The sequence below is a fragment of the Caulobacter sp. LjRoot300 genome, from assembly GCF_964253875.1.
Lineage (GTDB): Bacteria > Pseudomonadota > Alphaproteobacteria > Caulobacterales > Caulobacteraceae > Caulobacter.
Genome location: NZ_CAXUSA020000003.1, coordinates 593,510 through 613,571, shown reverse-complemented (window position 1 = coordinate 613,571; position 20,062 = coordinate 593,510). Strand labels below are relative to the sequence as shown.

Annotated in this window: 24 protein-coding genes; 9 read left to right on the top strand and 15 right to left on the bottom strand. The window is 68.1% G+C overall.

The features are described from left to right. Positions 1-230: 230 nt before the first annotated feature. Genes sufB through ACSQ2G_RS13030 form a run of 3 tightly spaced genes read right to left on the bottom strand, consistent with a single transcriptional unit; the run spans position 231 to position 3,318 of the window. The gene (sufB, locus tag ACSQ2G_RS13040; protein ID WP_436031450.1) at positions 231-1,700 is read right to left on the bottom strand and encodes a Fe-S cluster assembly protein SufB; all 1,470 of its coding nucleotides are present in this window, start codon (positions 1,698-1,700) and stop codon (positions 231-233) included. Then, positions 1,700-2,833 carry a cysteine desulfurase family protein gene (locus ACSQ2G_RS13035; protein WP_436031448.1) on the bottom strand — a complete coding sequence of 378 codons (1,134 nt, stop codon included), beginning with the start codon at positions 2,831-2,833 and terminating at the stop codon, positions 1,700-1,702. The genes sufB and ACSQ2G_RS13035 overlap by 1 nt, the downstream gene beginning before the upstream one ends. Further along, the gene (locus ACSQ2G_RS13030; protein WP_436031446.1) at positions 2,830-3,318 is read right to left on the bottom strand and encodes an Rrf2 family transcriptional regulator; all 489 of its coding nucleotides are present in this window, start codon (positions 3,316-3,318) and stop codon (positions 2,830-2,832) included. The genes ACSQ2G_RS13035 and ACSQ2G_RS13030 overlap by 4 nt, the downstream gene beginning before the upstream one ends. A 198-nt stretch (positions 3,319-3,516) precedes the next feature. On the opposite strand from ACSQ2G_RS13030, the gene ACSQ2G_RS13025 reads away from it, so the two are divergent. The 3 genes from ACSQ2G_RS13025 (at position 3,517) to ACSQ2G_RS13015 (ending at position 6,023) form a co-directional block, all read left to right on the top strand. Then, on the top strand, positions 3,517-4,170 hold the full coding sequence (locus tag ACSQ2G_RS13025; protein ID WP_436031444.1) for an alpha/beta hydrolase: 654 nt from the start codon (positions 3,517-3,519) through the stop codon (positions 4,168-4,170). Positions 4,171-4,271: 101 nt separating this feature from the next. Next, positions 4,272-4,670 carry a VOC family protein gene (locus ACSQ2G_RS13020; protein ID WP_436031442.1) on the top strand — a complete coding sequence of 133 codons (399 nt, stop codon included), beginning with the start codon at positions 4,272-4,274 and terminating at the stop codon, positions 4,668-4,670. Positions 4,671-4,727: 57 nt separating this feature from the next. Next, the gene (locus ACSQ2G_RS13015) at positions 4,728-6,023 is read left to right on the top strand and encodes an NAD(P)/FAD-dependent oxidoreductase (protein ID WP_436031440.1); all 1,296 of its coding nucleotides are present in this window, start codon (positions 4,728-4,730) and stop codon (positions 6,021-6,023) included. 15 nt (positions 6,024-6,038) lie between these two features. On the opposite strand, the gene ACSQ2G_RS13010 is transcribed toward ACSQ2G_RS13015, so the two are convergent. The 10 genes from ACSQ2G_RS13010 to ACSQ2G_RS12965 all read right to left on the bottom strand — a co-directional run bounded on the left by ACSQ2G_RS13010 (position 6,039) and on the right by ACSQ2G_RS12965 (position 14,447). After that, positions 6,039-6,731, bottom strand: coding sequence for a DUF6624 domain-containing protein (locus tag ACSQ2G_RS13010; RefSeq protein WP_436031438.1), 693 nt, complete (start codon positions 6,729-6,731; stop codon positions 6,039-6,041). A 200-nt stretch (positions 6,732-6,931) separates the two neighbouring features. After that, the gene (gmk, locus tag ACSQ2G_RS13005; protein ID WP_436031436.1) at positions 6,932-7,576 is read right to left on the bottom strand and encodes a guanylate kinase; all 645 of its coding nucleotides are present in this window, start codon (positions 7,574-7,576) and stop codon (positions 6,932-6,934) included. Next, positions 7,566-8,447, bottom strand: a complete 882-nt coding sequence (locus ACSQ2G_RS13000) for a YicC/YloC family endoribonuclease (protein ID WP_436031434.1) — start codon at positions 8,445-8,447, stop codon at positions 7,566-7,568. The genes gmk and ACSQ2G_RS13000 overlap by 11 nt, the downstream gene beginning before the upstream one ends. Before the next feature lies 1 nt (position 8,448). Further along, positions 8,449-9,603 carry an endolytic transglycosylase MltG gene (gene mltG / locus ACSQ2G_RS12995; protein WP_436031432.1) on the bottom strand — a complete coding sequence of 385 codons (1,155 nt, stop codon included), beginning with the start codon at positions 9,601-9,603 and terminating at the stop codon, positions 8,449-8,451. Beyond that, positions 9,600-10,880, bottom strand: coding sequence for a beta-ketoacyl-ACP synthase II (fabF, locus tag ACSQ2G_RS12990; RefSeq protein ID WP_436031430.1), 1,281 nt, complete (start codon positions 10,878-10,880; stop codon positions 9,600-9,602). Before fabF ends, mltG begins: the two co-directional genes overlap by 4 nt. A gap of 175 nt (positions 10,881-11,055) precedes the next feature. Beyond that, positions 11,056-11,295 (bottom strand): acyl carrier protein, encoded by a 240-nt coding sequence (locus tag ACSQ2G_RS12985; RefSeq protein ID WP_007672577.1) that lies wholly within the window; start codon positions 11,293-11,295, stop codon positions 11,056-11,058. Between the two features lie 188 nt (positions 11,296-11,483). After that, positions 11,484-12,224, bottom strand: a complete 741-nt coding sequence (gene fabG / locus ACSQ2G_RS12980; RefSeq protein WP_436031427.1) for a 3-oxoacyl-[acyl-carrier-protein] reductase — start codon at positions 12,222-12,224, stop codon at positions 11,484-11,486. A gap of 177 nt (positions 12,225-12,401) precedes the next feature. Then, a complete protein-coding gene (fabD, locus tag ACSQ2G_RS12975; protein ID WP_436031425.1) occupies positions 12,402-13,346 on the bottom strand; it encodes an ACP S-malonyltransferase in 945 nt (314 codons plus the stop codon). Positions 13,347-13,413: 67 nt separating this feature from the next. Further along, positions 13,414-13,899: a hypothetical protein gene (locus ACSQ2G_RS12970; protein ID WP_436031424.1), complete on the bottom strand. Its 486-nt coding sequence runs from the start codon at positions 13,897-13,899 to the stop codon at positions 13,414-13,416. A 68-nt stretch (positions 13,900-13,967) separates the two neighbouring features. After that, the gene (locus tag ACSQ2G_RS12965) at positions 13,968-14,447 is read right to left on the bottom strand and encodes a group II truncated hemoglobin (RefSeq protein WP_436031422.1); all 480 of its coding nucleotides are present in this window, start codon (positions 14,445-14,447) and stop codon (positions 13,968-13,970) included. A 124-nt stretch (positions 14,448-14,571) separates the two neighbouring features. On the opposite strand from ACSQ2G_RS12965, the gene ACSQ2G_RS12960 reads away from it, so the two are divergent. The 3 genes from ACSQ2G_RS12960 (at position 14,572) to ACSQ2G_RS12950 (ending at position 17,195) form a co-directional block, all read left to right on the top strand. Further along, on the top strand, positions 14,572-15,126 hold the full coding sequence (locus tag ACSQ2G_RS12960) for a peroxiredoxin (RefSeq protein WP_436031421.1): 555 nt from the start codon (positions 14,572-14,574) through the stop codon (positions 15,124-15,126). An 81-nt stretch (positions 15,127-15,207) separates the two neighbouring features. Next, complete coding sequence (locus ACSQ2G_RS12955; RefSeq protein ID WP_436031419.1) at positions 15,208-16,320, top strand: helix-turn-helix domain-containing protein; 1,113 nt, start codon at positions 15,208-15,210, stop codon at positions 16,318-16,320. 71 nt (positions 16,321-16,391) lie between these two features. Continuing rightward, entirely contained in the window at positions 16,392-17,195 is an 804-nt protein-coding gene (locus ACSQ2G_RS12950) for a sterol desaturase family protein (protein WP_436031417.1), read from the top strand. Between the two features lie 4 nt (positions 17,196-17,199). Here ACSQ2G_RS12950 and ACSQ2G_RS12945 read toward each other — a convergent pair whose 3' ends face one another. Further along, complete coding sequence (locus ACSQ2G_RS12945) at positions 17,200-17,847, bottom strand: hypothetical protein (protein WP_310078881.1); 648 nt, start codon at positions 17,845-17,847, stop codon at positions 17,200-17,202. 92 nt (positions 17,848-17,939) lie between these two features. Next, entirely contained in the window at positions 17,940-18,488 is a 549-nt protein-coding gene (locus tag ACSQ2G_RS12940; protein WP_436031414.1) for a DUF2059 domain-containing protein, read from the bottom strand. A 234-nt stretch (positions 18,489-18,722) separates the two neighbouring features. On the opposite strand from ACSQ2G_RS12940, the gene rpsF reads away from it, so the two are divergent. Genes rpsF through rplI form a run of 3 tightly spaced genes read left to right on the top strand, consistent with a single transcriptional unit; the run spans position 18,723 to position 19,992 of the window. Next, positions 18,723-19,103: a 30S ribosomal protein S6 gene (gene rpsF / locus ACSQ2G_RS12935; RefSeq protein ID WP_028038546.1), complete on the top strand. Its 381-nt coding sequence runs from the start codon at positions 18,723-18,725 to the stop codon at positions 19,101-19,103. Between the two features lie 15 nt (positions 19,104-19,118). Then, entirely contained in the window at positions 19,119-19,394 is a 276-nt protein-coding gene (gene rpsR / locus ACSQ2G_RS12930) for a 30S ribosomal protein S18 (RefSeq protein ID WP_029914647.1), read from the top strand. 13 nt (positions 19,395-19,407) lie between these two features. Beyond that, positions 19,408-19,992 carry a 50S ribosomal protein L9 gene (gene rplI / locus ACSQ2G_RS12925; protein WP_310078885.1) on the top strand — a complete coding sequence of 195 codons (585 nt, stop codon included), beginning with the start codon at positions 19,408-19,410 and terminating at the stop codon, positions 19,990-19,992. The last annotated feature ends 70 nt before the right edge of the window (positions 19,993-20,062 follow it).

The following is a 20,062-nucleotide window of genomic DNA, read 5'->3' as shown; positions in this document are numbered from 1 at the left end:
TGAGCTCGTGAGGATGTAGGCGGCCAAAGGGAGGCTCAGCAGGACCAAGAGCCCCCGCGCTCTATAGCTGAACACCGCGAACCCGACGACAAGCAGCCAACTCAGGGCAAGGATCAGGTTCAGGGACAGGCCGCGAACATGGAAGCCCAACGCGAACTCGACGGCGATCGCCAAGCTACAAAACAAAGCTCCAAGCAGTCCGAAGACAGGCGATATCGGCTTAACGCTCGTCATCCCACCGAGCCTTCCAGCGAGATCGCCACCAGCTTCTGGGCCTCGACGGCGAATTCCATGGGCAGTTGCTGCAGCACGTCCTTGACGAAGCCGTTGACCAGCAGGGCCACGGCCTCTTCCTGGGAAAGGCCGCGCTGCTGGCAGTAGAACAGCTGGTCGTCCGACAGGCGGGTCGTCGTGGCTTCGTGCTCGAACACCGAGTGGCCGTTGCGGGCCTCGATATAGGGCACGGTATGGGCCGCGCAGGTCTTGCCGATCAGCAGGCTGTCGCACTGGGTGAAGTTGCGCGCGCCCTTGGCTTTCGGGTGGGCCGAGACGAGGCCGCGATAGGTGCTGGTCGACTTGCCGGCGCTGATGCCCTTGGCGACGATCCGCGAGCGGGTGTTGGCCCCCAGGTGGATCATCTTAGTGCCGGTGTCGGCCTGCTGGTGGCCGTTAGTCACGGCGATCGAGTAGAACTCGCCCGAGCTGCCCTCGCCGCGCAGCACGCACGACGGATATTTCCAGGTGATGGCCGAGCCCGTCTCGACCTGGGTCCACGACACCTTGGAGCGGTCGCCGCGGCAGTCGGCGCGCTTGGTGACGAAGTTGTAGATGCCGCCCTTGCCGGTTTCCGGATCGCCCGGATACCAGTTCTGGACGGTGGAATACTTGATCTCGGCGTCGTCCAGCAGCACCAGCTCGACCACGGCGGCGTGCAGCTGGTTCTCGTCGCGCATCGGGGCCGTGCAGCCCTCCAGGTACGAGCAATAGGCGCCCTTGTCGGCGATGATCAGGGTGCGCTCGAACTGGCCGGAATCCTTGGCGTTGATCCGGAAATAGGTCGACAGCTCCATCGGGCAGCGCACGCCCGGCGGGATGTAGACGAACGAACCGTCGCTGAAGACCGCGCTGTTGAGGCAGGCGAAATAGTTGTCCGAGGTCGGCACGACCGAGCCGAGGTACTGCTTGACCAGCTCCGGGTGCTCGCGGATCGCCTCGCTCATCGAGCAGAAGATCACCCCGACCGCAGCCAACTCCTTCTTGAAGGTGGTGACCACGCTGACGCTGTCGAACACCGCGTCCACGGCGTAGCGCGGCGCGCCAACCACGCCGGCCAACACTTCCTGTTCCTTCAGCGGGATGCCCAGCTTGGCGTAGACGGCCAGTATATCGGGATCCACCTCGTCGAGGCTGGCGATCCCGACCTTCTGGGTCGGCGCGGCGTAATAGTAGCTGTCCTGATAGTCGATGGGCGGATGGGTGACATTGGCCCAGACAGGTTCTTCCAGCTCCAGCCAACGGCGATAGGCCTCCAGCCGCCAGTCGAGCATCCACTGGGGCTCGTCCTTCTTGGCCGAGATGAAGCGCACGATGTCCTCGGAGAGGCCCTTGGGGGCGAACTCCTGGTCGATGTCGCTGGTGAAGCCGTGCTCGTACTTCTCGAGCGCCGCGACGGTATCAATGGTCTGTTTGACCGCGGCCATTACGCCACCTCCCGGCGACGAGCGCCGATACGCGAATAGGCGGCGAGCCAGGCGTCGCCGCAGGAAATCCAGTCTTGCTCGGTCGAGGCCCAGCCGCCGCTGACGCGCAGGGCGAACGGGGCCAGGTCGGCCCGGCCCATGGCGTCCACCACGCGGCTGGCCTTGACCTTGCCCGACGAGCAGGCGCTGCCGGCGCTGACCATCACCCCGGCCAGGTCCAGGCCCATCACCTGAATCTGCGAGGCGAAGCCCTCGGCCGCCAGACAAAGGGTTTGGGGCAGGCGTTGAGCGCCCTCCCCGAGCACCACGGCGCCAGCGGCCTTGACCCGTTCGGCCAAGGCGTCGCGCCATGTGCCTTGATTGGCCATCAAGGGCAAGTCGTGCGAGGCCGCTTCCGCCGCCGCGCCGAAGCCCGCGATCCCGGCGACGTTCTCGGTGCCGGCCCGGCGGCCGCGCTCCTGGCCGCCGCCGTGCTGCTGGCGGACGATCGTGGCCCGCGTGCCGGCCACCAGCGCGCCGACGCCCTGCGGCCCGCCCAGCTTGTGGGCCGACAGCGCCATCGTGTCGGCGCCAAGCGCAGAAAAGTCGATGACGATCTTGCCGGCCGCCTGGACGGCGTCGACATGCAGCCAGCCGTCGGCGGCGCGGACCAGGGCGGCGGCTTCGGCGACGGGCTGGATCACGCCGGTCTCGTTGTTGGCCAGCATCAGGCAGACCAGGGCCCGGCCCTCGTCGCCGAGCGCTTCTTCCAGCCAGTCCAGCCGAGCGACGCCTTCGGCGTCCAGCGGCATCTTCAGGACCTGCAGGCCCGAGGCGGCGGCGGTCTCGAGCACGGCGTCGTGCTCGCCCTCGCTGACGATGATGCGGTTGAAGCCGGCGAAGGCGGCGCTGCCGATGGCGAGCGCATTGGCCTCGGTGCCGCCGCTGACGAAGGTGGCCGAGCCCGGTACGACCCCGACCAGGGCCGCCACCTGGGCGCGGGCGGTCTCGACCACGTCGCGGGCGGCCCGGCCGCTGGCGTGCACCGACGAGGGATTGCCGGCGGCCTCGAAGGCGCGCAGCACCGCGTCCCGCGCCTCGGGGCGGATCGGGGCGGTGGCGTTGTAGTCGAGATAGATCGAGGGCTTGGTCACGCCGCGGCCATCTCCCCTGCCTTGTTCGCCCGAGCCCTGTCCTTCAGCTTGCCGTCCAGCACGTCGGCCACCGACACGCTGGCCAAGTAGCCGTGGATCTGGCGGCCCATCTCCTCCCACAGGTCGTGGGTCAGGCACTGGGCGCCGCCGGCCATGCAGCCCTTAGGCGCGCCCTTGCCGACGCCGGCTTTGGAAAGACCGCAGCGAGTCGCCCGCAAGGGCTCGTCCACGGCCAGGACGATGTCGGCGATGGCGGTGTCGCGGGCCTCGCGGGCCAGGCGATAGCCGCCGCCGGGGCCCCGGGCGCTGACCACCAGCCCCTTGCGGCGCAGGCGGGCGAACAACTGCTCGAGATAGGAAAGCGAGATCTGCTGGCGGGCGGCGATCTCAGCCAGGGCCACGGCGCGGCCCTCCGCCTCGTCCTGGCGGCGGGCCAGATCGGTCATGGCCATCACCGCGTAGCGTCCCTTGGTGCTCAGGCGCATGCGCCTTATCTCCTTGCGGATTCCCCGCGCATCGGCTTAGGCGTGTGCTACAAGCCGCGACTTCGCGCCGAGGCGCTTGCGAAAGACCAAGGCGCGCGGTGTGGATTTAGGAAGACCAAGCGCAGTGGTCAAGTATTCCTTCGCCTATTCCGGCGCGAGGAAACGGGCCCGTCGCCCCTTTTTGGATAGGGATCTTGAATGCCTGACGTGATTTTGACCGGAGCTTCGGGCCGCATCGAGGGCCGCTATTCGCCGGGCAAGACCGACAATGCGCCGATCGCGCTGATCCTGCATCCGCACCCCAAGGCGGGCGGGCACATGAACCACCCGGTCTCGGTGCAGCTGTACCACCTGTTCATGAAGCGCGGCTTCGCGACCCTGCGCTTCAACTTCCGCGGCGTCGGCCGCAGCCAGGGCGAGTTCGACGCCGGCATCGGCGAGCTGGCCGACGCGGCCACGGCCTTGGACTGGCTGCAGTCCAACAACCCCGCCGCCGCCCAGACCTGGGTCGCGGGCTTCGACTTCGGCGCCTATATCGGCATGCAGCTGCTGATGCGCCGGCCCGAGACCGACGGCTTCATCTCGGTGTCGCCGCCGACCAACATGTACGATTTCAGCTTCCTGGCCCCCTGCCCGGCCTCGGGCCTGTTCCTGGCCGGTTCGGCCGACACCATCACCCCGCCAGTCGAGGTGGAGCGCGTGGTCAGCAAGTTGCGCACCCAGAAGGGCATCGTCATCGACTACGAGGTGGTCGACAAGGCCACCCACTTCTGGGTCGAGCACCTGCCCAGCGTCGAACGCAGCGTCGGCGACTATCTCGACAAGCGCCTCGAGATGAGCCCCATTCCGTAGGCCCTAACCGTCGCGAACCGCGGGTTACCGGTACCACTGGGCTTGCGGTTCGAGACAACTCACCGTCATTCTGCGCGGAACAGCGTTCCGGGAGAGCGACGGTGAGCCAGACCATACGGCCGTTCCTGATGTTTCAGGCGCGGGACGCCGAAGCGGCGATGACCTTCTACGTCTCGCTGTTCCCCGACGGCGAAATCCTCGATGTCGAGCGCTACGGCCCCGCCGGCCCCGGCCCCGAAGGCACGGTGATCCGCGCCCGCTTTCGGATCGGCGGCCAGGAGGTCTTCTGCTCCGACAGCTTCGTCAGGCACGCCTTCGACTTCACGCCCGCCTCGTCCCTGTTCGTCGATTGCGAGTCCGAGGACGAGATCGCGCGCCTGGCCGCCGCCCTCGCCGACGGCGGGGCCGAGCTGATGCCGCTGGGCGACTATGGCTTCAGCCGGCGTTTCGCCTGGGTCAACGACCGGTTCGGCGTGTCCTGGCAGCTCAACCTGGCCTGACACGGCCCGTCTTCACCCCTATATATTCACCGTCTGAGGAATTTCTGGATGGCGGGCATGCACTACGACATCGTGATCGTCGGCGGCGGAGCCGGCGGCCTGGAGCTGGCGGCGCGGCTGGGGCGCAAGCTGGGCCCCAAGGCCGGCAAGGAACGCGTGCTGCTGATCGACCGCTCCAGCTTTCACATCTGGAAGCCCACCCTGCACGAGGTGGCGGCCGGCACGCTGGACACCCACCAGGAGGGCCTGTCCTATTCGATCCTGGGCCGCGCCAACCATTTCAGCTTCCTGCTGGGCGAACTGGACAGCTTCGATCCCGTCGCCAAGCGCCTGAGCCTCAAGCCCATCCTGGCGGAGGGCGGCAAGGTGCTGGTGCCCGAGCGGGGGGTGACCTTCAGCTGGGGCGTGCTGGCGATCGGCAGCGGCAGCAACCTGTTCGGCACGCCCGGCGCTGACCAGGCCCACCTGCTGGAACGCACCGAGGACGCCGAGGCCTTCCACACCCGCCTGCTGGCGGCCTTCATGAAGGCCTCGTTCGCGGCCGAGAAGAGCATGAGCGTGGCCATCGTCGGCGGCGGGGCCACCGGCGTGGAGCTATCGGCCGAACTGATCGAGGCCCATCGCGAACTGCTGGGCAGCCTGGGCACGGAGCAGCGCTTTCGCCTGGACATCGCCATCGTCGAGGCCGCCCCGCGCATCCTGGGCGGTCTGCCCGAGAAGATCTCCGACCAGGCCACCGTGGCCCTGGAGCGCAAGGGCGTGCGGGTCCACACCGGGGCCAAGGTGGTGGCCGTCCACCCCGACCGCCTGGAGACCAGCCAGGGCGACATCCCGGCCGACCTGATCGTCTGGGCCGCCGGGGTCAAGGCCGCGCCGACCAACGCCGACTACGGACTGGAGATCAACAGGACCAACCAGTTCGTCGTCAACGAGCGGCTTGAGACCTCGGCGACGGACGTCTGGGCCCTGGGCGACTGCGCCGCCGCGCCCTGGGTCGGCACGGCGGGCAAGGAGGGGCGGATCATCCCCGCCCGCGCCCAGGCCGCCCACCAGCAGGCCAGCTACCTGGCCAAGGCCCTGATCGCCCGGATGGGCCAGCGCCGCGTGGAGGCGCCGTTCGTCTATCGCGACTTCGGCTCGCTGCTGTCGCTGGGCGAGAACAAGGGCGTCGGCGCCCTGATGGGCGGCCTGGGCGGGCCGAACTTCTTCGTCGAGGGCCTGATCGCCAAGTGGGCCTATATCTCGCTGCACCTGGACCACCACCGGGCGATCATGGGCACGCCCAAGACCATCGTCCTGGCCCTGGCGCGGCTGCTGCAGCAGCGGGTGGCGGGACGGCTGAAGCTGCATTGAGGATAGCGGACGCCCTCAGCAGGGCGGATAGTTGGCGAAGTTCTGTTCGTACTCGGCCAAGGTCTGGACGAATCCCATCGCCTTGCGGCGCTGGTCGACGTGAGCGGGATCCTCCAGCGTGTCGACGACGAACCTGCCGGCCTCGCAGGTCATCTGACTGCCGTAGCGCTGTGGTCGTCCCTCGTGGATTGCGAGACGGTCATACATCAGGCCGTAGGCCTGGCCATCGACCTCGCCCTTGGCGACCAGGGGTTCAAGCACCGGCACGAAACGTCGCCACAGATCGAGATCGCCGTGCTGCACGATCAGAAAGGCGGCGTTCGCGGCTGGCTCGCCATAGCGGCTGAGGTAGAACCAGCCTTCAGGGGGCGCCATCTGCAACAATTCGATTCGGTTGGCCTGGTCCACCGCGTTGATAGGCGCCCACATGGCGGCCTGGGCCATGTCTCGCTCGGGTTGCGCCAGGTCGTGCAGGTCGATGGCGATCAGCGCCTTGCGGCCAGCTTGCTCCAGCCGCGCCATGCGCACCAGTCGTTCGGCGTCACCGACGGGAGGCGGCAAGACGGCCTGGGCGGCGCGTTCGGCTTCGATGGCCTGGGCGACTGGCGCGATCCGAGCGGCGACCGCCGGCGCCAGCGGCGGAGGGCCAGACGACGACGACGGCGCGGCCTGAACCAACAACATCGTCGCCAGCCACCATCCGATCATCGCGCGCCCCGCATTAAACTTCTGGATGTCCTAGAAGTCATCGCGCTCTCAAGGCGAAATTTTGGCCAAGCTTGTTTCGAGGGTGATCGACCATCCTGAATCCCCGCGTGGCGTTCAATGAATATCACCAACGCCGCCTCCAAAAGGCGGCGTTGGATCAGAACCTCCGCCCATGGCGAGTCCTAGATCGTCACGACGATCTAGATCTCTTCCCTCAGCAAATCCCCCACCAAGTTGCCGATCCACGGGTTGCGAACACGCTTCTGGCGCTCGGCGTGATAGATGTGAGCCAGGTCCGAATAGGCCTTGTCGAAGTCGTCATTGAGGATGACGTAGTCGAACCGCTCCCAGGCGGCGACCTCGTCCTTGGCGCGGGCGAGACGCTTGGCGATGACCTCTTCGCTGTCCTGGCTGCGCGCGTGCAGCCGGCGGCTCATCTCGGCCAGCGACGGCGGCAGCACATAGATCAGCACCGAGTCCTCGGGCAGTTGGGCGTGGACCTTCATCGCGCCCTGGAAGTCGATGTCGAACAGCACGCTTTCGCCGCGGTCCAGCGCCTCCATGATTGGGGCTCGCGGGCTGCCATAGTGGTTGCCGTAGACCTCTGCCCATTCCAGGAAGGCGTCGTCCCGGATCATGGCCTGGAACGTGTCGCGGCCGACGAAGTGGTAGTCGCGGCCGTCGTGCTCGCCCGGACGGGGGTCGCGGGTGGTGGCGCTGATCGATAGGTGCAGGTCGTTGTGGTCGGCCACCAGACGGCGGGTCAGCGAGGTCTTGCCCACGCCCGACGGGGCCACGACCATCAGCAGCAGGCCGCGCGTGCGTCCATGCGGATTATTCGACATTCTGAACCTGTTCCCGGAATTGCTCGATCGTGGCCTTCAGATCCAGGCCGTGCGTGGTCAAGGCGGTCAGCGCCGACTTGCTGCAAAGGGTGTTGGCCTCGCGCATGAACTCCTGGGACAGGAAGTCCAGGCGTCGGCCGGCGGCGGCGTCGACGGCCAGCAGGGCGCGGGCGGCGGCCACGTGGCTGGTCAGCCGGTCCAGTTCCTCGCGGACGTCGGCCTTGACGGCCATGGCGGCGGCCTCCTGGATGATGCGCTCTTCCGAAGCCGCCTCGCCGATCAGCTCGGTCAGCTTGCGGGCATAGCGGTCCTTGAGCACGGCCGGCTGGCCGGCGGCTTCCCGCGAGGCCAGTTGGGTCAGGGCCTCGATGCGGTCGACGGCGCCGGTCAGGATCGGGCCCAGAGCCGCCCCTTCCTCCAGTCGCGCGGCCTTCAGGCCGTCCAGGGCCTGGCCGATCGTGGCGGCCATGGCGGCCTCGACCGCGGCGCGATCCTCGGCGGCGTCCTCTTCGTCGCGAGCGTCGACTACGCCGCGCAGGGCCAGCAGGCCGTCGAGCGTGGGCTTGGCGACCATGCCGGTGGCCACATAGGGCGCGCCGGCCTTCAGGTAGCGTTCCAGCAACTCGACGTTGATCTGCACGGCGCCTTGCGCCTCGACGCGCTTGGCCTGCAGGTTGACGGTCAGCTGACCGCGCTGGAAGCGGGCCTGGGCGCCGTCGCGGGCGGCCCGGTCCAGGCTCTCGAAGCCCGGCGGGCCGCGAAAGCGGGTCTCGAGGTTGCGGCCGTTGACGCTGCGCGCCTCCACCGCCCACGACCAGGCCCCGTGCGAGCCCTCGACGCGGGCGAAGCCGGTCATGCCTGACAGCGCCATCCTAGCCTCCGGCGCCCGATCGCGCTTGCGGCGGGCCTTTCGCGGCCCCTGCAACGCCGGCCTGGGCCGCCGCCTTCGACCGCTCGACCTGCCGCCACTTGGCGACATTGCGCTCGTGCTCCTCGTAGGTCGAGGCGAAGACATGGCCGCCGGTGCCGTCGGCAACGAAATAGAGGTCGTCGCTTTTCATCGGATTGAGCACCGCCGCCAGGGCGGCCTTGCCCGGATTGGCGATCGGCGTCGGCGGCAGGCCCTCGATCAGGTAGGTGTTGTAGGGCGTCTGGCGCTGCAGTTCCGACTGCAGGATACCCCGGCCCAGCGGCCGCCCGCGGGTCAGGCCGTAGATGATGGTCGGGTCGCTGCCCAGGCGGACGCCCTGGCGCAGGCGGTTGATGAACACCGCCGCCACGTGCGGGCGCTCGCGGGCCAGGCCCGTTTCCTTCTCGACGATCGAGGCCATGGTCACGGCCTGGTCCTTGGTCTCGTATGGCAGGCCCGGCTGGCGGGCGGCCCACAGGCGGTCGAGCGCCTCGTCGCGGGCGTCCATCATCCGTTGCAGCACCGCCGCCCGGTCCTCGCCGCGCTGGACCTGGTAGGTCTCCGGCAGGATCGAGCCCTCCGGCGGGGTGGGCACGGTGCCGGTCAGCTCGGGCGCGCGCATCAGGATGTCGACGACCATGTCCGAGGTCAGGCCCTCGGCGATGGTCACCTGGTGGCGGACGATCTTGCCGTCGCGGATCTTGGCCAACACCTGGCGCAGGGAGGCGCGCGAGGCGAACTCGTATTCGCCGGCCTTCAGCCTGCGCGCCGCGCCGGTGGTCTGGGCGGCGGTCAGGAACAGCGAGGACGAGCGGATCACCCCCGCCTGCTCCAGGCTGGAGGCGATCTCGGGCAGGCTGGCGCCGCGCCGCAGGACGACGGTGGTGACGTCCCCCGACCGCGCGGCCGGGCCGGGCCCCTGGTAGATCCACACCGCGCCCAGAACGACCAGAACGGCGGCCAGACCCAGCATGGTCAGCAGGCCCGCGCCCATGGCGGCGATGCGACGTCCGACCGGCGCGGTCTCGCGCCGGCGTGGGTTGGCCTTGCGGGGAGCCCCCGTCTTCTTCGGCGCCGGCCGTGGAGAGCGGCGTGTTGGCGAGGGCTTGCGGCTCACGAGACTTTGCGGAACACGACGGCCGCGTTGGTGCCGCCGAAGCCGAAGCTGTTGGACACCGCCACGTCGATCTTGTGCGGCACGGCCTTGTTCGGCGCCAGGTTCATGGCGACGTGCACGTCCGGATTGTCCAGGTTGATGGTCGGCGGGGCGACCTGGTCACGGATGGCCAGGATCGAGAAGATGCCCTCGATCGCGCCGGCCGCGCCCAGCAGGTGGCCGGTCATCGACTTGGTCGACGACATCACCACGTTCTTGGCGTGGTCGCCCAGGAAGCGCTCGACGGCCCTGGCCTCGATGCCGTCGGCCATGGTCGAGGTGCCGTGGGCGTTGACATAGTCGATGTCCGAGGGCTGGAGACCCGCGTCCTTGACCGCCGCCGACAGGGCCCGGAAGCCGCCGTCGCCGTCTTCCGACGGGGCGGTGATGTGGTAGGCGTCGCCCGACAGGCCGTAACCGATGACCTCGGCATAGATCTTGGCGCCGCGCGCCTTGGCGTGCTCGTACTCTTCCAGCACCAGGGCGCCAGCGCCCTCGCCCATCACGAAGCCGTCGCGATCCTTGTCGTAGGGGCGCGAGGCCTTTTCCGGGGTGTCGTTGAAGTCGGTCGAGACGGCGCGGCAGGCGATGAAGCCGGCCATGCCGACCTTGCAGACGGCGGCTTCCGCGCCGCCGGCGACCATCACGTCGGCGTCGCCGTACTTGATCAGCCGGGTGGCGTCGCCAATGGCGTGGGCCCCAGTGGCGCAGGCGGTGACCACGGCGTGGTTGGGCCCCTTGAAGCCGTAGCGGATCGAGACCTGGCCCGAGATCAGGTTGATCAGGGCCGAGGAGATGAAGAACGGGCTGATGCGGCGCGGGCCCTTGGCTTCCAGCTCAAGCGCCGTATCGGCGATCGTGGAGAGGCCGCCGATGCCCGAGCCGAGAATCACCCCGGTCCGATACTTGTCTTCCTCGGTTTCCGGCACCCAGCCGGAATCCTTCACCGCTTCGTCCGCGGCGGCGATGCCGTAGAGGATGAAGTCGTCGACCCGCTTCTGGTCGCGCGGGCTCATGGTCAGGTCGGGATTGAAGGCGCCCTTGACGTCCGGACCGCCACCGCCGCGTCCGTCGACGCGCGGCACTTCGCAGGCCACCTGGCAGGCGTATTCGGTCGGATCGAAGGCCGAGATCCGGTTGGCGCCGGACTTGCCGGCCAGGATGTTCTTCCAGGTCACGTCGACGCCGTGCCCCAGGGGGGTCAGCAGGCCGATACCGGTGACGACGACTCTACGCATGGATCACTCCCAACCTTCGTATCGCGGACATATGGGGGTTCTGGACGAATCCGGCATTCCCCCGAAGGCCGCGAATCTCGGCCACATACGAAAACCGCCGCGCGCACGATGGCAAGAGCCCGTGCGACGCGGCGGTTGATAGTGCTGTCCGCGGAATTTGCGCGAACCCGACGCCTTAGGCGCCGGTCTTTTCCGTGATGAACTTCACGGCGTCACCGACGGTCTGGATGTGCTCGGCGGCGTCATCCGGAATTTCGATGTCGAATTCTTCTTCGAACGCCATGACCAGCTCGACGTTGTCGAGGCTGTCGGCGCCCAGGTCGTCGATGAAGCTGGCCTTTTCGGTGACCTTTTCCGGATCGGCGTCCAGGTGCTCGATGACGATCTTACGCACGCGCTCGAGAATGTCGGACATTCTTTTAGTCCCTCGTTTTGAATCTTGCAGTTCCGCGGGCGGCGGGGGCGAACCTTCACCACCCACGGGAATTGTCGGGCCACCGCCTATCACGTTCTTTTTCGAGTGACTAGCGGCACGTCCGGTTAGAAATGTGGGCTTTCGTCTTTCCAAGCAGAAAGGCGTCCAGCCCAGGAAAAGCCGACGCCTCAGATCATGGCCATCCCGCCGTTGACGTGCAAGGTCTGACCCGTGACGTAACCGCCCTGGTCGCTCGCCAGGTAAACGCACGCCGCGGCGATATCGCTCCCCTCGCCCAGCCGACCGGCCGGAATGGTCGACAGGATGGCGGCCTTCTGCTGGTCGTTGAGGGCGTCGGTCATTGGGCTGGCGATGAAGCCTGGGGCCACGCAGTTGACGGTGACGTTGCGGCTGGCCAGCTCCTGGGCCAGGGCCTTGGAGAAGCCGATCATGCCGGCTTTGGAGGCGGCATAGTTGGTCTGGCCCGGATTGCCGGTGACGCCGACGATCGAGGTGATGCCGATGATCCGGCCCGCCCGGCGCTTCATCATCCCCTTGGCGGCGGCGCGCGACAGGCGGAAATAGCCTTCCAGGTTCACCTTGATCACGGTGTCCCAGTCCTCGTCCTTCATTCGGACGATCAGGCCGTCGCGGGTGACGCCGGCGTTGGCGATCACGATGTCCAGCGGCGCGCCGGCGGCTTCCTCGGCCTTGGCGACTAGGCCGTCGACGGCCGCGGCGTCAGAGAGGTTGGCCGCGACAAACGACACGCGCTCGCCGAACTGGGCGGCTAGGTCGGCCAGGGCCGGTTCGCGAGTGCCCGACAGCACGACATGGGCGCCCTGCTGATGCAGAGCCTTGGCGATGGCCCCGCCGATGCCGCCCGTGGCGCCGGTGACGAGGGCGGTCTTGCCGGTGAGATCGAACATTTGGTTTCTCCGTCCGGAGGATAGTGGGTGAAACCCTCGTCCTTCGATTGGCTCAGGATGAGGGTTTCAAATGAACCGCCGCGTCAGTCGTCCTCATCCTGAGCTTGTCCCTCGGGTCCAGCCTCTGGCTGGCCTAAGGATAAACTTCGGACGAGGACGCCACCACGACGTTGGCGTTTAAAGCGACTTGGCGAAGGCTTCGAGGTCGGCCGGGCTGTTCAGGGGAACGGCTTCGGCGTCCGGAGCGATCCGCTTGGCCATGCCCGACAGCACCTTGCCCGCGCCGGCCTCGGCGAAGCGGGTGACGCCGCCCTCGCCGACCAGCCAGGTCATGCTCTCGCGCCAGCGCACACGGCCGGTGACCTGCTCGACCAGCAGCCGACGGATGACGTCGGGATCATGCACCGGCGAGGCGGTGACATTGGCCACCAACGGCGCGCGCGGGGCGATGATGGTCGTGCGGGCCAGGGCCTCTTCCATCTCGTCGGCGGCCGGCTGCATCAGCGGGCAGTGGAAGGGCGCGGAGACGTTCAGCGGAATGGCCCGCGCGCCCAGTTCCTTGGCCTTCTCGATGGCCTTGTCGACGGCGGCCTTGGCGCCCGAGATCACCACGTTGCCGTTGTTGTTGTCGTTGGCCACGACGCAGACGCCGACTTCCGAGCCGGTGGCGGCGGCGGCTTCGGCCAGGGCCAGGTCGGTCTTGGGGCCGATCAGCGAAGCCATGGCCCCCTCGCCTACCGGCACGGCGCGCTGCATGGCCTGGCCGCGCAGCTTCAGCAGGCGAGCGGTGTCGGCCAGGGTGATCGAACCGGCGGCGGCTAGCGCGCTGTATTCGCCCAGGCTGTGGCCGGCCACGAACGCGGCCCGGTCGACGCCGACGCCGAACTCGCGCTCCAGCACGCGGGTCACGGCCAGGCTGACGGCCATCAAGGCTGGCTGGGCGTTCTCGGTCAGGGTCAGGTCGCCTTCCGGCCCCTCGCTCATCAGCTTGAACAGCTTCTGGCCCAGGGCGTCGTCGACCTCCTGGAAGACTTCGCGGGCGGCGGCGAAGGCCTGGGCCAGGTCGGCGCCCATGCCGACCGTCTGGCTGCCCTGACCCGGGAAGATGAAGGCGATGCTCATGGGCCCGCTCCTTCGTTACAAATCCAAGGGCGGGAGGGTTATGGGATCGCCGCGCCACGGGCAAGGATCAGTTTTGGCCGGCGGCGGCCTCCGAAGCTGTCGCCACGACCGTTCCCGAGGCGAGCGGCGGCGGCGGCGCCATGTCCAGCACGGGTTCGGACGGGCGCGCGGCCGGCGAACAGCCCTTGCGCGCCAGCTTCCTGGCGCTCCACGACGGATCGCAGCGACGCAGCGTCTCGGCGGCGCGCATGGCGGCCATAATGGCGATGTTCTGCTGGACCAGCCTCATGGTCCGCCTGTTGTAGTCCGGCTTGGGAAGGCTGGCGGAAACCGGAGGCTTGGGCGGCGGTTTCGGACAGTGTGGCGTCCGGGTAGCGACGAAGATCGGCCGCGGCGGCGCCGGACGCGGCGTGAACGGGACCGCGACCCGTGAGGGCGGCGGCCGAAAGCTGCGGGCCGTCGGCGTCTCCGCATGCGCCATGGTCGCCGTCAGCAGCGCCATGGCCAGGACCGTCTTGGCCAGGACCGTCTTGGAAAGGATCGCGCCGTACATTCGAGCCGCCTCCGCCTGCCCCCACGTTCTACCATGACGGGAGGCCGCGCGCGATGGTCGACCGCCCTTCAGGCCAGCCAGGGCCCGCCGGGCGGCCCCCAACCCCAGACCGGCATCGGCGGGTCGTCGGTCGGGGCCGCTACGCCCGGCGCGGAATTGATCACCGCCAGCCGCGTGCCCCACTCCAGATAGCCGACGAAGGCGGCGCGGAACTCAGGATCCGCCGGCAGGCCGACCGCGTCGGCGGTGTCCAGCATCAGCGACACCCAGGCGCGGCGCTGCTCTTCGGTCAGGTGACGCCCCAGGTGATGGCCGATCATCGCGGCGTGGCCGCCGCCGGCTTCGCTATAGGCCTTGGGACCGCCGAACACCTCGGTGACGAAGGCGGCCACGTGCTCGGCGTGGCGCGGGTTCATGCCGGCGAACACCGGCGCCAGCACCGGGTCGTTGGGCACGGCGGCGTAGAAGGCCTCGAACAGCGTCCGGAAGGCGTCGGGCCCGCCCGCCCAGGCCGCCAGGGTTGGGATGTCCGTCTCGCCGAGCGCCATGGTCGCCTCCCCGTTCCAGCCTTCGGACTTAAGGGCGCAGGTTGCCGTTTGGAAGCCGGAAGAATGGCGTTATTGAAATCGTGACGCAGCTGGCTGCGCCCTCGCCTTCCCCTGGAGCCTATGCATGCAACGCCTGCTCACCGGTCTCGCTCGTCCCCTGGCGCTCTGCGCCGTCCTGATGGCCGCCTCCCCCGCCCTGGCCGCCCTGAAGGTCGGCGAGAAGGCCCCCGACTTCACCGCCCCCGCCGCCCTGGCCGGCAACGACTTTTCCTTCACCCTGTCCAAGGCGCTGAAGAAGGGTCCCGTGGTGCTGTACTTCTTCCCGGCCGCCTACACCTCGGGCTGCACGGCCGAGGCCCACGAGTTCGCCGAGGCCACGCCCGAGTTCGAGAAGCTGGGCGCGACCGTGATCGGCGTCACCGGCGGCAATGTCGACCGCATCAAGGACTTCTCCAAGGAACACTGCCGCGACAAGTTCGCCGTGGCCGCGGCGAACGCCGACCTGATCAAGACGTACGACGTGGTGCTGCCGATGAAGGACAACCTGTCCAACCGCACCTCCTATGTGATCGCGCCGGGCGGCAAGATCCTGCTGGCCTACAGCGACCTGAACTTCCAGGGCCACGTCACCCAGACGATGGACGCGGTGAAGGCCTACAAGGCCGGAAAGAAGAAATAATTCCGGTTTCGGCCAGTCTCCTGCGAAATCGGCGCGCGCGGACCGCAGCGGCCCGCGCGCGCGACGTCTAGGTTCATGGCCATGGTCGATATGATCCTTCTGGAGACCCTGGCGCGCGGCGCCGCCATCGGCGGCTTCGCGGTCACGGGGCTGGCCCTGGTCCTGGACCGCCGCGTGACGCCGGCCCGCTGGGTGGGCGGCCTGTTCTTCGCCTGCGCCATCGCCCATGTGGTCGAGGGCTATAGGCCGGGCGGCGCGGCGGCCGCCTTCCCGATCGTCTGCGCCCTGTCGGTGGCCACTACCGGCCTGTTCTGGGCCCTGGCCTATGCGTTGTTCACCGACGAGCGGCGCTTCTCGCTCCATCGGCTGTGGCCGGCCCTCGGGCTGGTGGCGCTGTGGCTCCTGGCCCGTTCCATGCCCCTGACGATCTGCAGGCCGTTCTGGCTGGCCTTCAACCTGGCCTCGGTCGGCCTGGTGACGCACGCCCTGCTGGTGATCTGGCGCGGCTGGCGCGGCGATCTGGTGGACCAGCGCCGCCAGCTTCGCGGACCGGTGATGATCGCCGCCGCCGGCTACATCCTGCTGCTCAGCGTCCGCGACATGGCCTGGATCGGCGGACTGCCGGGGCTGCCCGCCGCCAGCCTGCTGCAGGCCCTGGCCTTGGCCGCCCTGGCGGCCGCCGCCTCGATCGCCCTGCTGCGCGCCGAACCGCTGCTGGTGGTGATCCCCCAGACGGACGAAGCGGCTCCGTCGCCGCCCGTCGCCGCCCTCGATCTTACCCCCGCCGACCGCCTGGTGCTGGCCCGCCTTGCCAGCGCCATGGACGACGACGAGGTGTGGCGCGGCGAGGACCTGTCGATCAGCGCCCTGGCGGCCCTGGTCGGCGCACCCGAGCACCGGCTGCGCCGGCTGATCAACGGCGTGCTGGGCCACCGCAACTTCGCCGACTACGTCAACGGCCGCCGCATTGAGGCGGCCAAGCTCGCCCTGGCGGCCCCGGACCTGGCCCTGAAGTCGATCTCGACCATCGCCTACGACCTGGGCTTCGCCTCGCTGGGTCCTTTCAATCGGGCCTTCCGCGCCGCCACCGGCGTCACCCCGACCGAGTGGCGGATCGCCAACACTCCTGCTCCCACCCGGCTGAGGCTGGTCGAAACCGGCGATCCGTCGCCGAAAGCCGACAAGACCGCCTGATTTCATCATCGGCGCGACAGACGGCGCCCGCCTGGATCCTCCTCGGGACATCGCTCATCCGAGGAATCCCGATGTCGTTCCTTCTACCCCTCGCCGAAAACTGGCTGCACGCCACGTTCACCGACGTCAGCCGCTACGTGATCTTCGCGGTCGGCGTCTGGCTGACGCTGTGGGTCGTGCTGGCGGTTCCGCTGGCCGGCCGCAAGATCCGCGAGGGTCGCCCGCCCGCGCGCCAGCTACTGGTCGAGTTCGTCTGCTCGATCCGCTCGATCCTGGTGTTCTCGACGGTCGGCCTGCTCAGCTTCGGCCTGTTCCACGCCGGCCTGATGCCGGGCCCCTACATCGCCCGCGAGCTGGGGCCGGTGTGGTTCTGGGCCAGCCTGCTCCTGATGGTGGTCGCCCACGACGCCTGGTTCTATTGGACCCACCGGCTGATCCACGACCGGCGGCTGTTTCGGACCTTCCACCGCCGCCATCACCGGTCCAACAGCCCCTCGCCGTTCACCGCCTACAGCTTCGACCTGGGCGAGGCGGCGATCAACGCGCTGTTCGTGCCGCTGTGGATGCTGGTGGTACCCACCCAGTGGCCGGTCGCGGGCCTGTTCATGCTGCACCAGATCGTCCGCAACACCGTGGGCCACAGCGGCTACGAGCTGTTTCCGGCCACGCGCGACGGTCGACCGCTGCTGCCCTGGTTGACCACAGTGACCCACCACGACCTGCACCACGCCCAGGCCGGCTGGAACTACGGGCTGTATTTCACCTGGTGGGACAAGCTGATGGGCACCGAGAACCCGCTCTATCTGGAGCGGTTCGCCCAGGCGGTCCGACATTCGAGTCGCGCAGCGCCCGTGAAGGCGGCCGAGACCGCCTAGAGGCCTACCAGGTGGTGCGGACCAGCTTGACCATCAGCCGACCGTCCTGGACCCGCTCGTCGGCGGCCCGCAGGCTGACGGTGAACTCGGCGGGGATGTCGAACGGCCGGGTCAGGCTGAAGTCGACGCCCTCGTCGCCCATCGTCCCGCCGCCGACGGCGATCGAAGCCACGGGACGGCCGTCCAGGGTCAGCTCGGACCGCACATTGGCCCGGGTCACCGGGGCCCGGCCGCGCAGATAGATCGGCTGGGAGGCGTTCATGTCCATCGACAGCCGCACATAGTTGGCCTTGGGCAGCAGGCCGAAGCCGAACGAGCGGGCCAGGGACGAGCGGATCGCCGCCTCGCGGGCGTTCCAGGACGCGCCCACCCCGACCGCCCGATTCGCCGCGGCGTGCTCGTCGGGCTTCTGGTTCAGGTTGAGGTCGAAGTTGTAGGTCGGGTTGTCGAGGGCGCCGGCCACCTTGGCCGTGAGGGTCGCCTTCTCGGCGTCGGTCGACAGGTCCAGCGTCTGGGCGGCGGAATAGCCCTGGAAGTGGCCGTCGGCGCCCCAGACCGCCAGGTCTGGCTTGCGCACGATATCGCCCGCCATCGCCGGTGCGGCGGCGACGGACAACAAGACCACCATCAGGGAAGTCGACCTGAACCCCATGAACGCCCGATAGCACAAGGCGGCGAGAGGCTGAAGCCTTGCGCCGCCTAATTTATATGACAGTTGTTCGACAGCCCCCTTTTCGGGCGGGATCAGGACTTCGACGCCTTCGGGGCAGGCGCGGAACCGGTGCAGTTCAGCTTGGCGCAGAGCTTCTGCAGCATCTTGCCCTGCGTCTCGGCCATGATCGCCGGCATCTGCGCCATCATCCTCTGGGTGAGCTCAGGCGTCTTGGCGATCAGGGCTTGGCCGGACGGCGCCTCATAGAAGGCCACTAGGTCGCGCAGCTCCTGTTCGGTGAAGACCTCGGCCACCGCGTCGATCATCGGCGCCTTCATCTTTTCGGTCATCTCGCGCGTGGATTCGACCACGGTCTCGCTGACCAGCTGGCTCTGCTCGTCGGTCAGTGACGGCGTCTGCTTGCGCAGGGTCTGGACCATGACGGGGACCATCTGCTCCATCATCTGGCCCAGCATCTTATCGTAGTGGATCGCCTCGAAATAGCGCGCCGCCAGGGCGCGGGTCTCGGGCGTGGCCTTGGAAGCGGTGGCGGCGGCCGGCGGCGGCGCCTGCCGCGCCTGGGCCGCGCCGCCGCCCAGGCACAGAGCCGCGGCGGCGACAAGAATGGCGAGACGCTTCATGATGATCCCCCAACGGTGACGTCATTCTCCTTGTCTCATAGCCACCTGAGGATGCAAGTCCGCTCAGCGGCTTGTGCCGGCGCGCCCTTTCCTGTATTAGCGCGCCCTCTCACGGATGGCGGTCTTGCACGCAGCCCTATGGGTCGGGATTTCCCGCTCGGCATGCAGGATCCATCGTGGTCGACGGACTTCCGCCGTCGCCCGCGCCGCCTTCCAAGCCGGAAGAAGGAAAACATGGCGTTCTACGAACACGTGGTCATCGCGCGGCAGGACATCTCGCCGCAACAGGCCGAAGCTCTGAACGAGCAACTCAAGGCTCTCCTGGAAGAAAATGGCGGTCACATCGCCAAGATCGAATACTGGGGCCTGCGTAACCTCACCTATCGCATCAAGAAGAACCGCAAGGGCCACTATTCCCTGCTCGCCATCGACGCTCCGGCCGCGGCCGTGAAGGAGATGGAACGTCAGCTGCTGATCAATGAAGACGTGTTGCGCTTCATGACCATCCGCGTCGAAGAGCTGGACCTGGAGCTGTCGCCGGTTCTGGCCCGTCGCGACCGCGAACGTGGCGAGCGCACCGAGCGCCCGCGCGACGACTTCGCGCCGGCCGCGTAAGGGAGAAGAGAGATCATGACCGATACCACTGCTCCCGAAGCCGGCGCTCCCGCCGCCGGTGGCGGCGCTCGCCGCCCGTTCTTCCGTCGCCGCAAGGTTTGCCCGTTCTCGGGCGCCAACGCCCCGAAGATCGACTACAAGGACGTGAAGCTGCTGCAGCGTTACGTTTCCGAACGCGGCAAGATCGTGCCGTCGCGCATCACCGCGGTGTCGGCCAAGAAGCAACGCGAACTGGCCAAGGCCATCAAGCGCGCCCGCTTCCTGGCTCTGCTCCCCTACGTCGTGAAGTAAGGGAGACACCACGATGAAAGTCATTCTGCTCGAACGCGTCGAAGGCACCGGCGTCCTCGGCGACGTGGTCACGGTGAAGGACGGCTTCGCCCGTAACTTCCTGCTGCCGCGCTCCAAGGCCCTGCGCGCCAACTCGGCCAACCTGAAGACCTTCGAAGCTCAGCGCGCTGAGATCGAAGCTCGCAACGTCAAGAACCGCGAGAACGCCGGCAAGGCCGGTGAAGGACTCGACGGCAAGCAGTACGTGATGATCCGTCAAGCCGGCGAAAGCGGCCAGCTGTACGGTTCGGTCGCGGGCCGCGACGTCGCCGACGCCATCAAGGCCGAAGGCGGCAAGGTCGATCGCTCGATGATCGTCCTCGACAAGCCGATCAAGACGCTGGGCGTCCACGAAGTGAAGGTGCGACTGCATGCCGAGGTGACCGTCACGGTCACCCTCAACATCGCGCGCAGCCAGGACGAAGCCGATCGCCAAGCGCGCGGCGAAAACGTCATCGCCGCTCAGTTCGAGGAAGACCGCGCCGCTGACGCCGAAGCCGCCCAAGACATGGCCGAAGGCGGCGCTGGTTCGTTCGAAGGCGACCACTACGAAGCCTAAACGCTTCAGTAGCTTGAACTATCGGAAACGGCGCGGAGCGATCCGCGCCGTTTTTCTTTGGCCGTTCCCA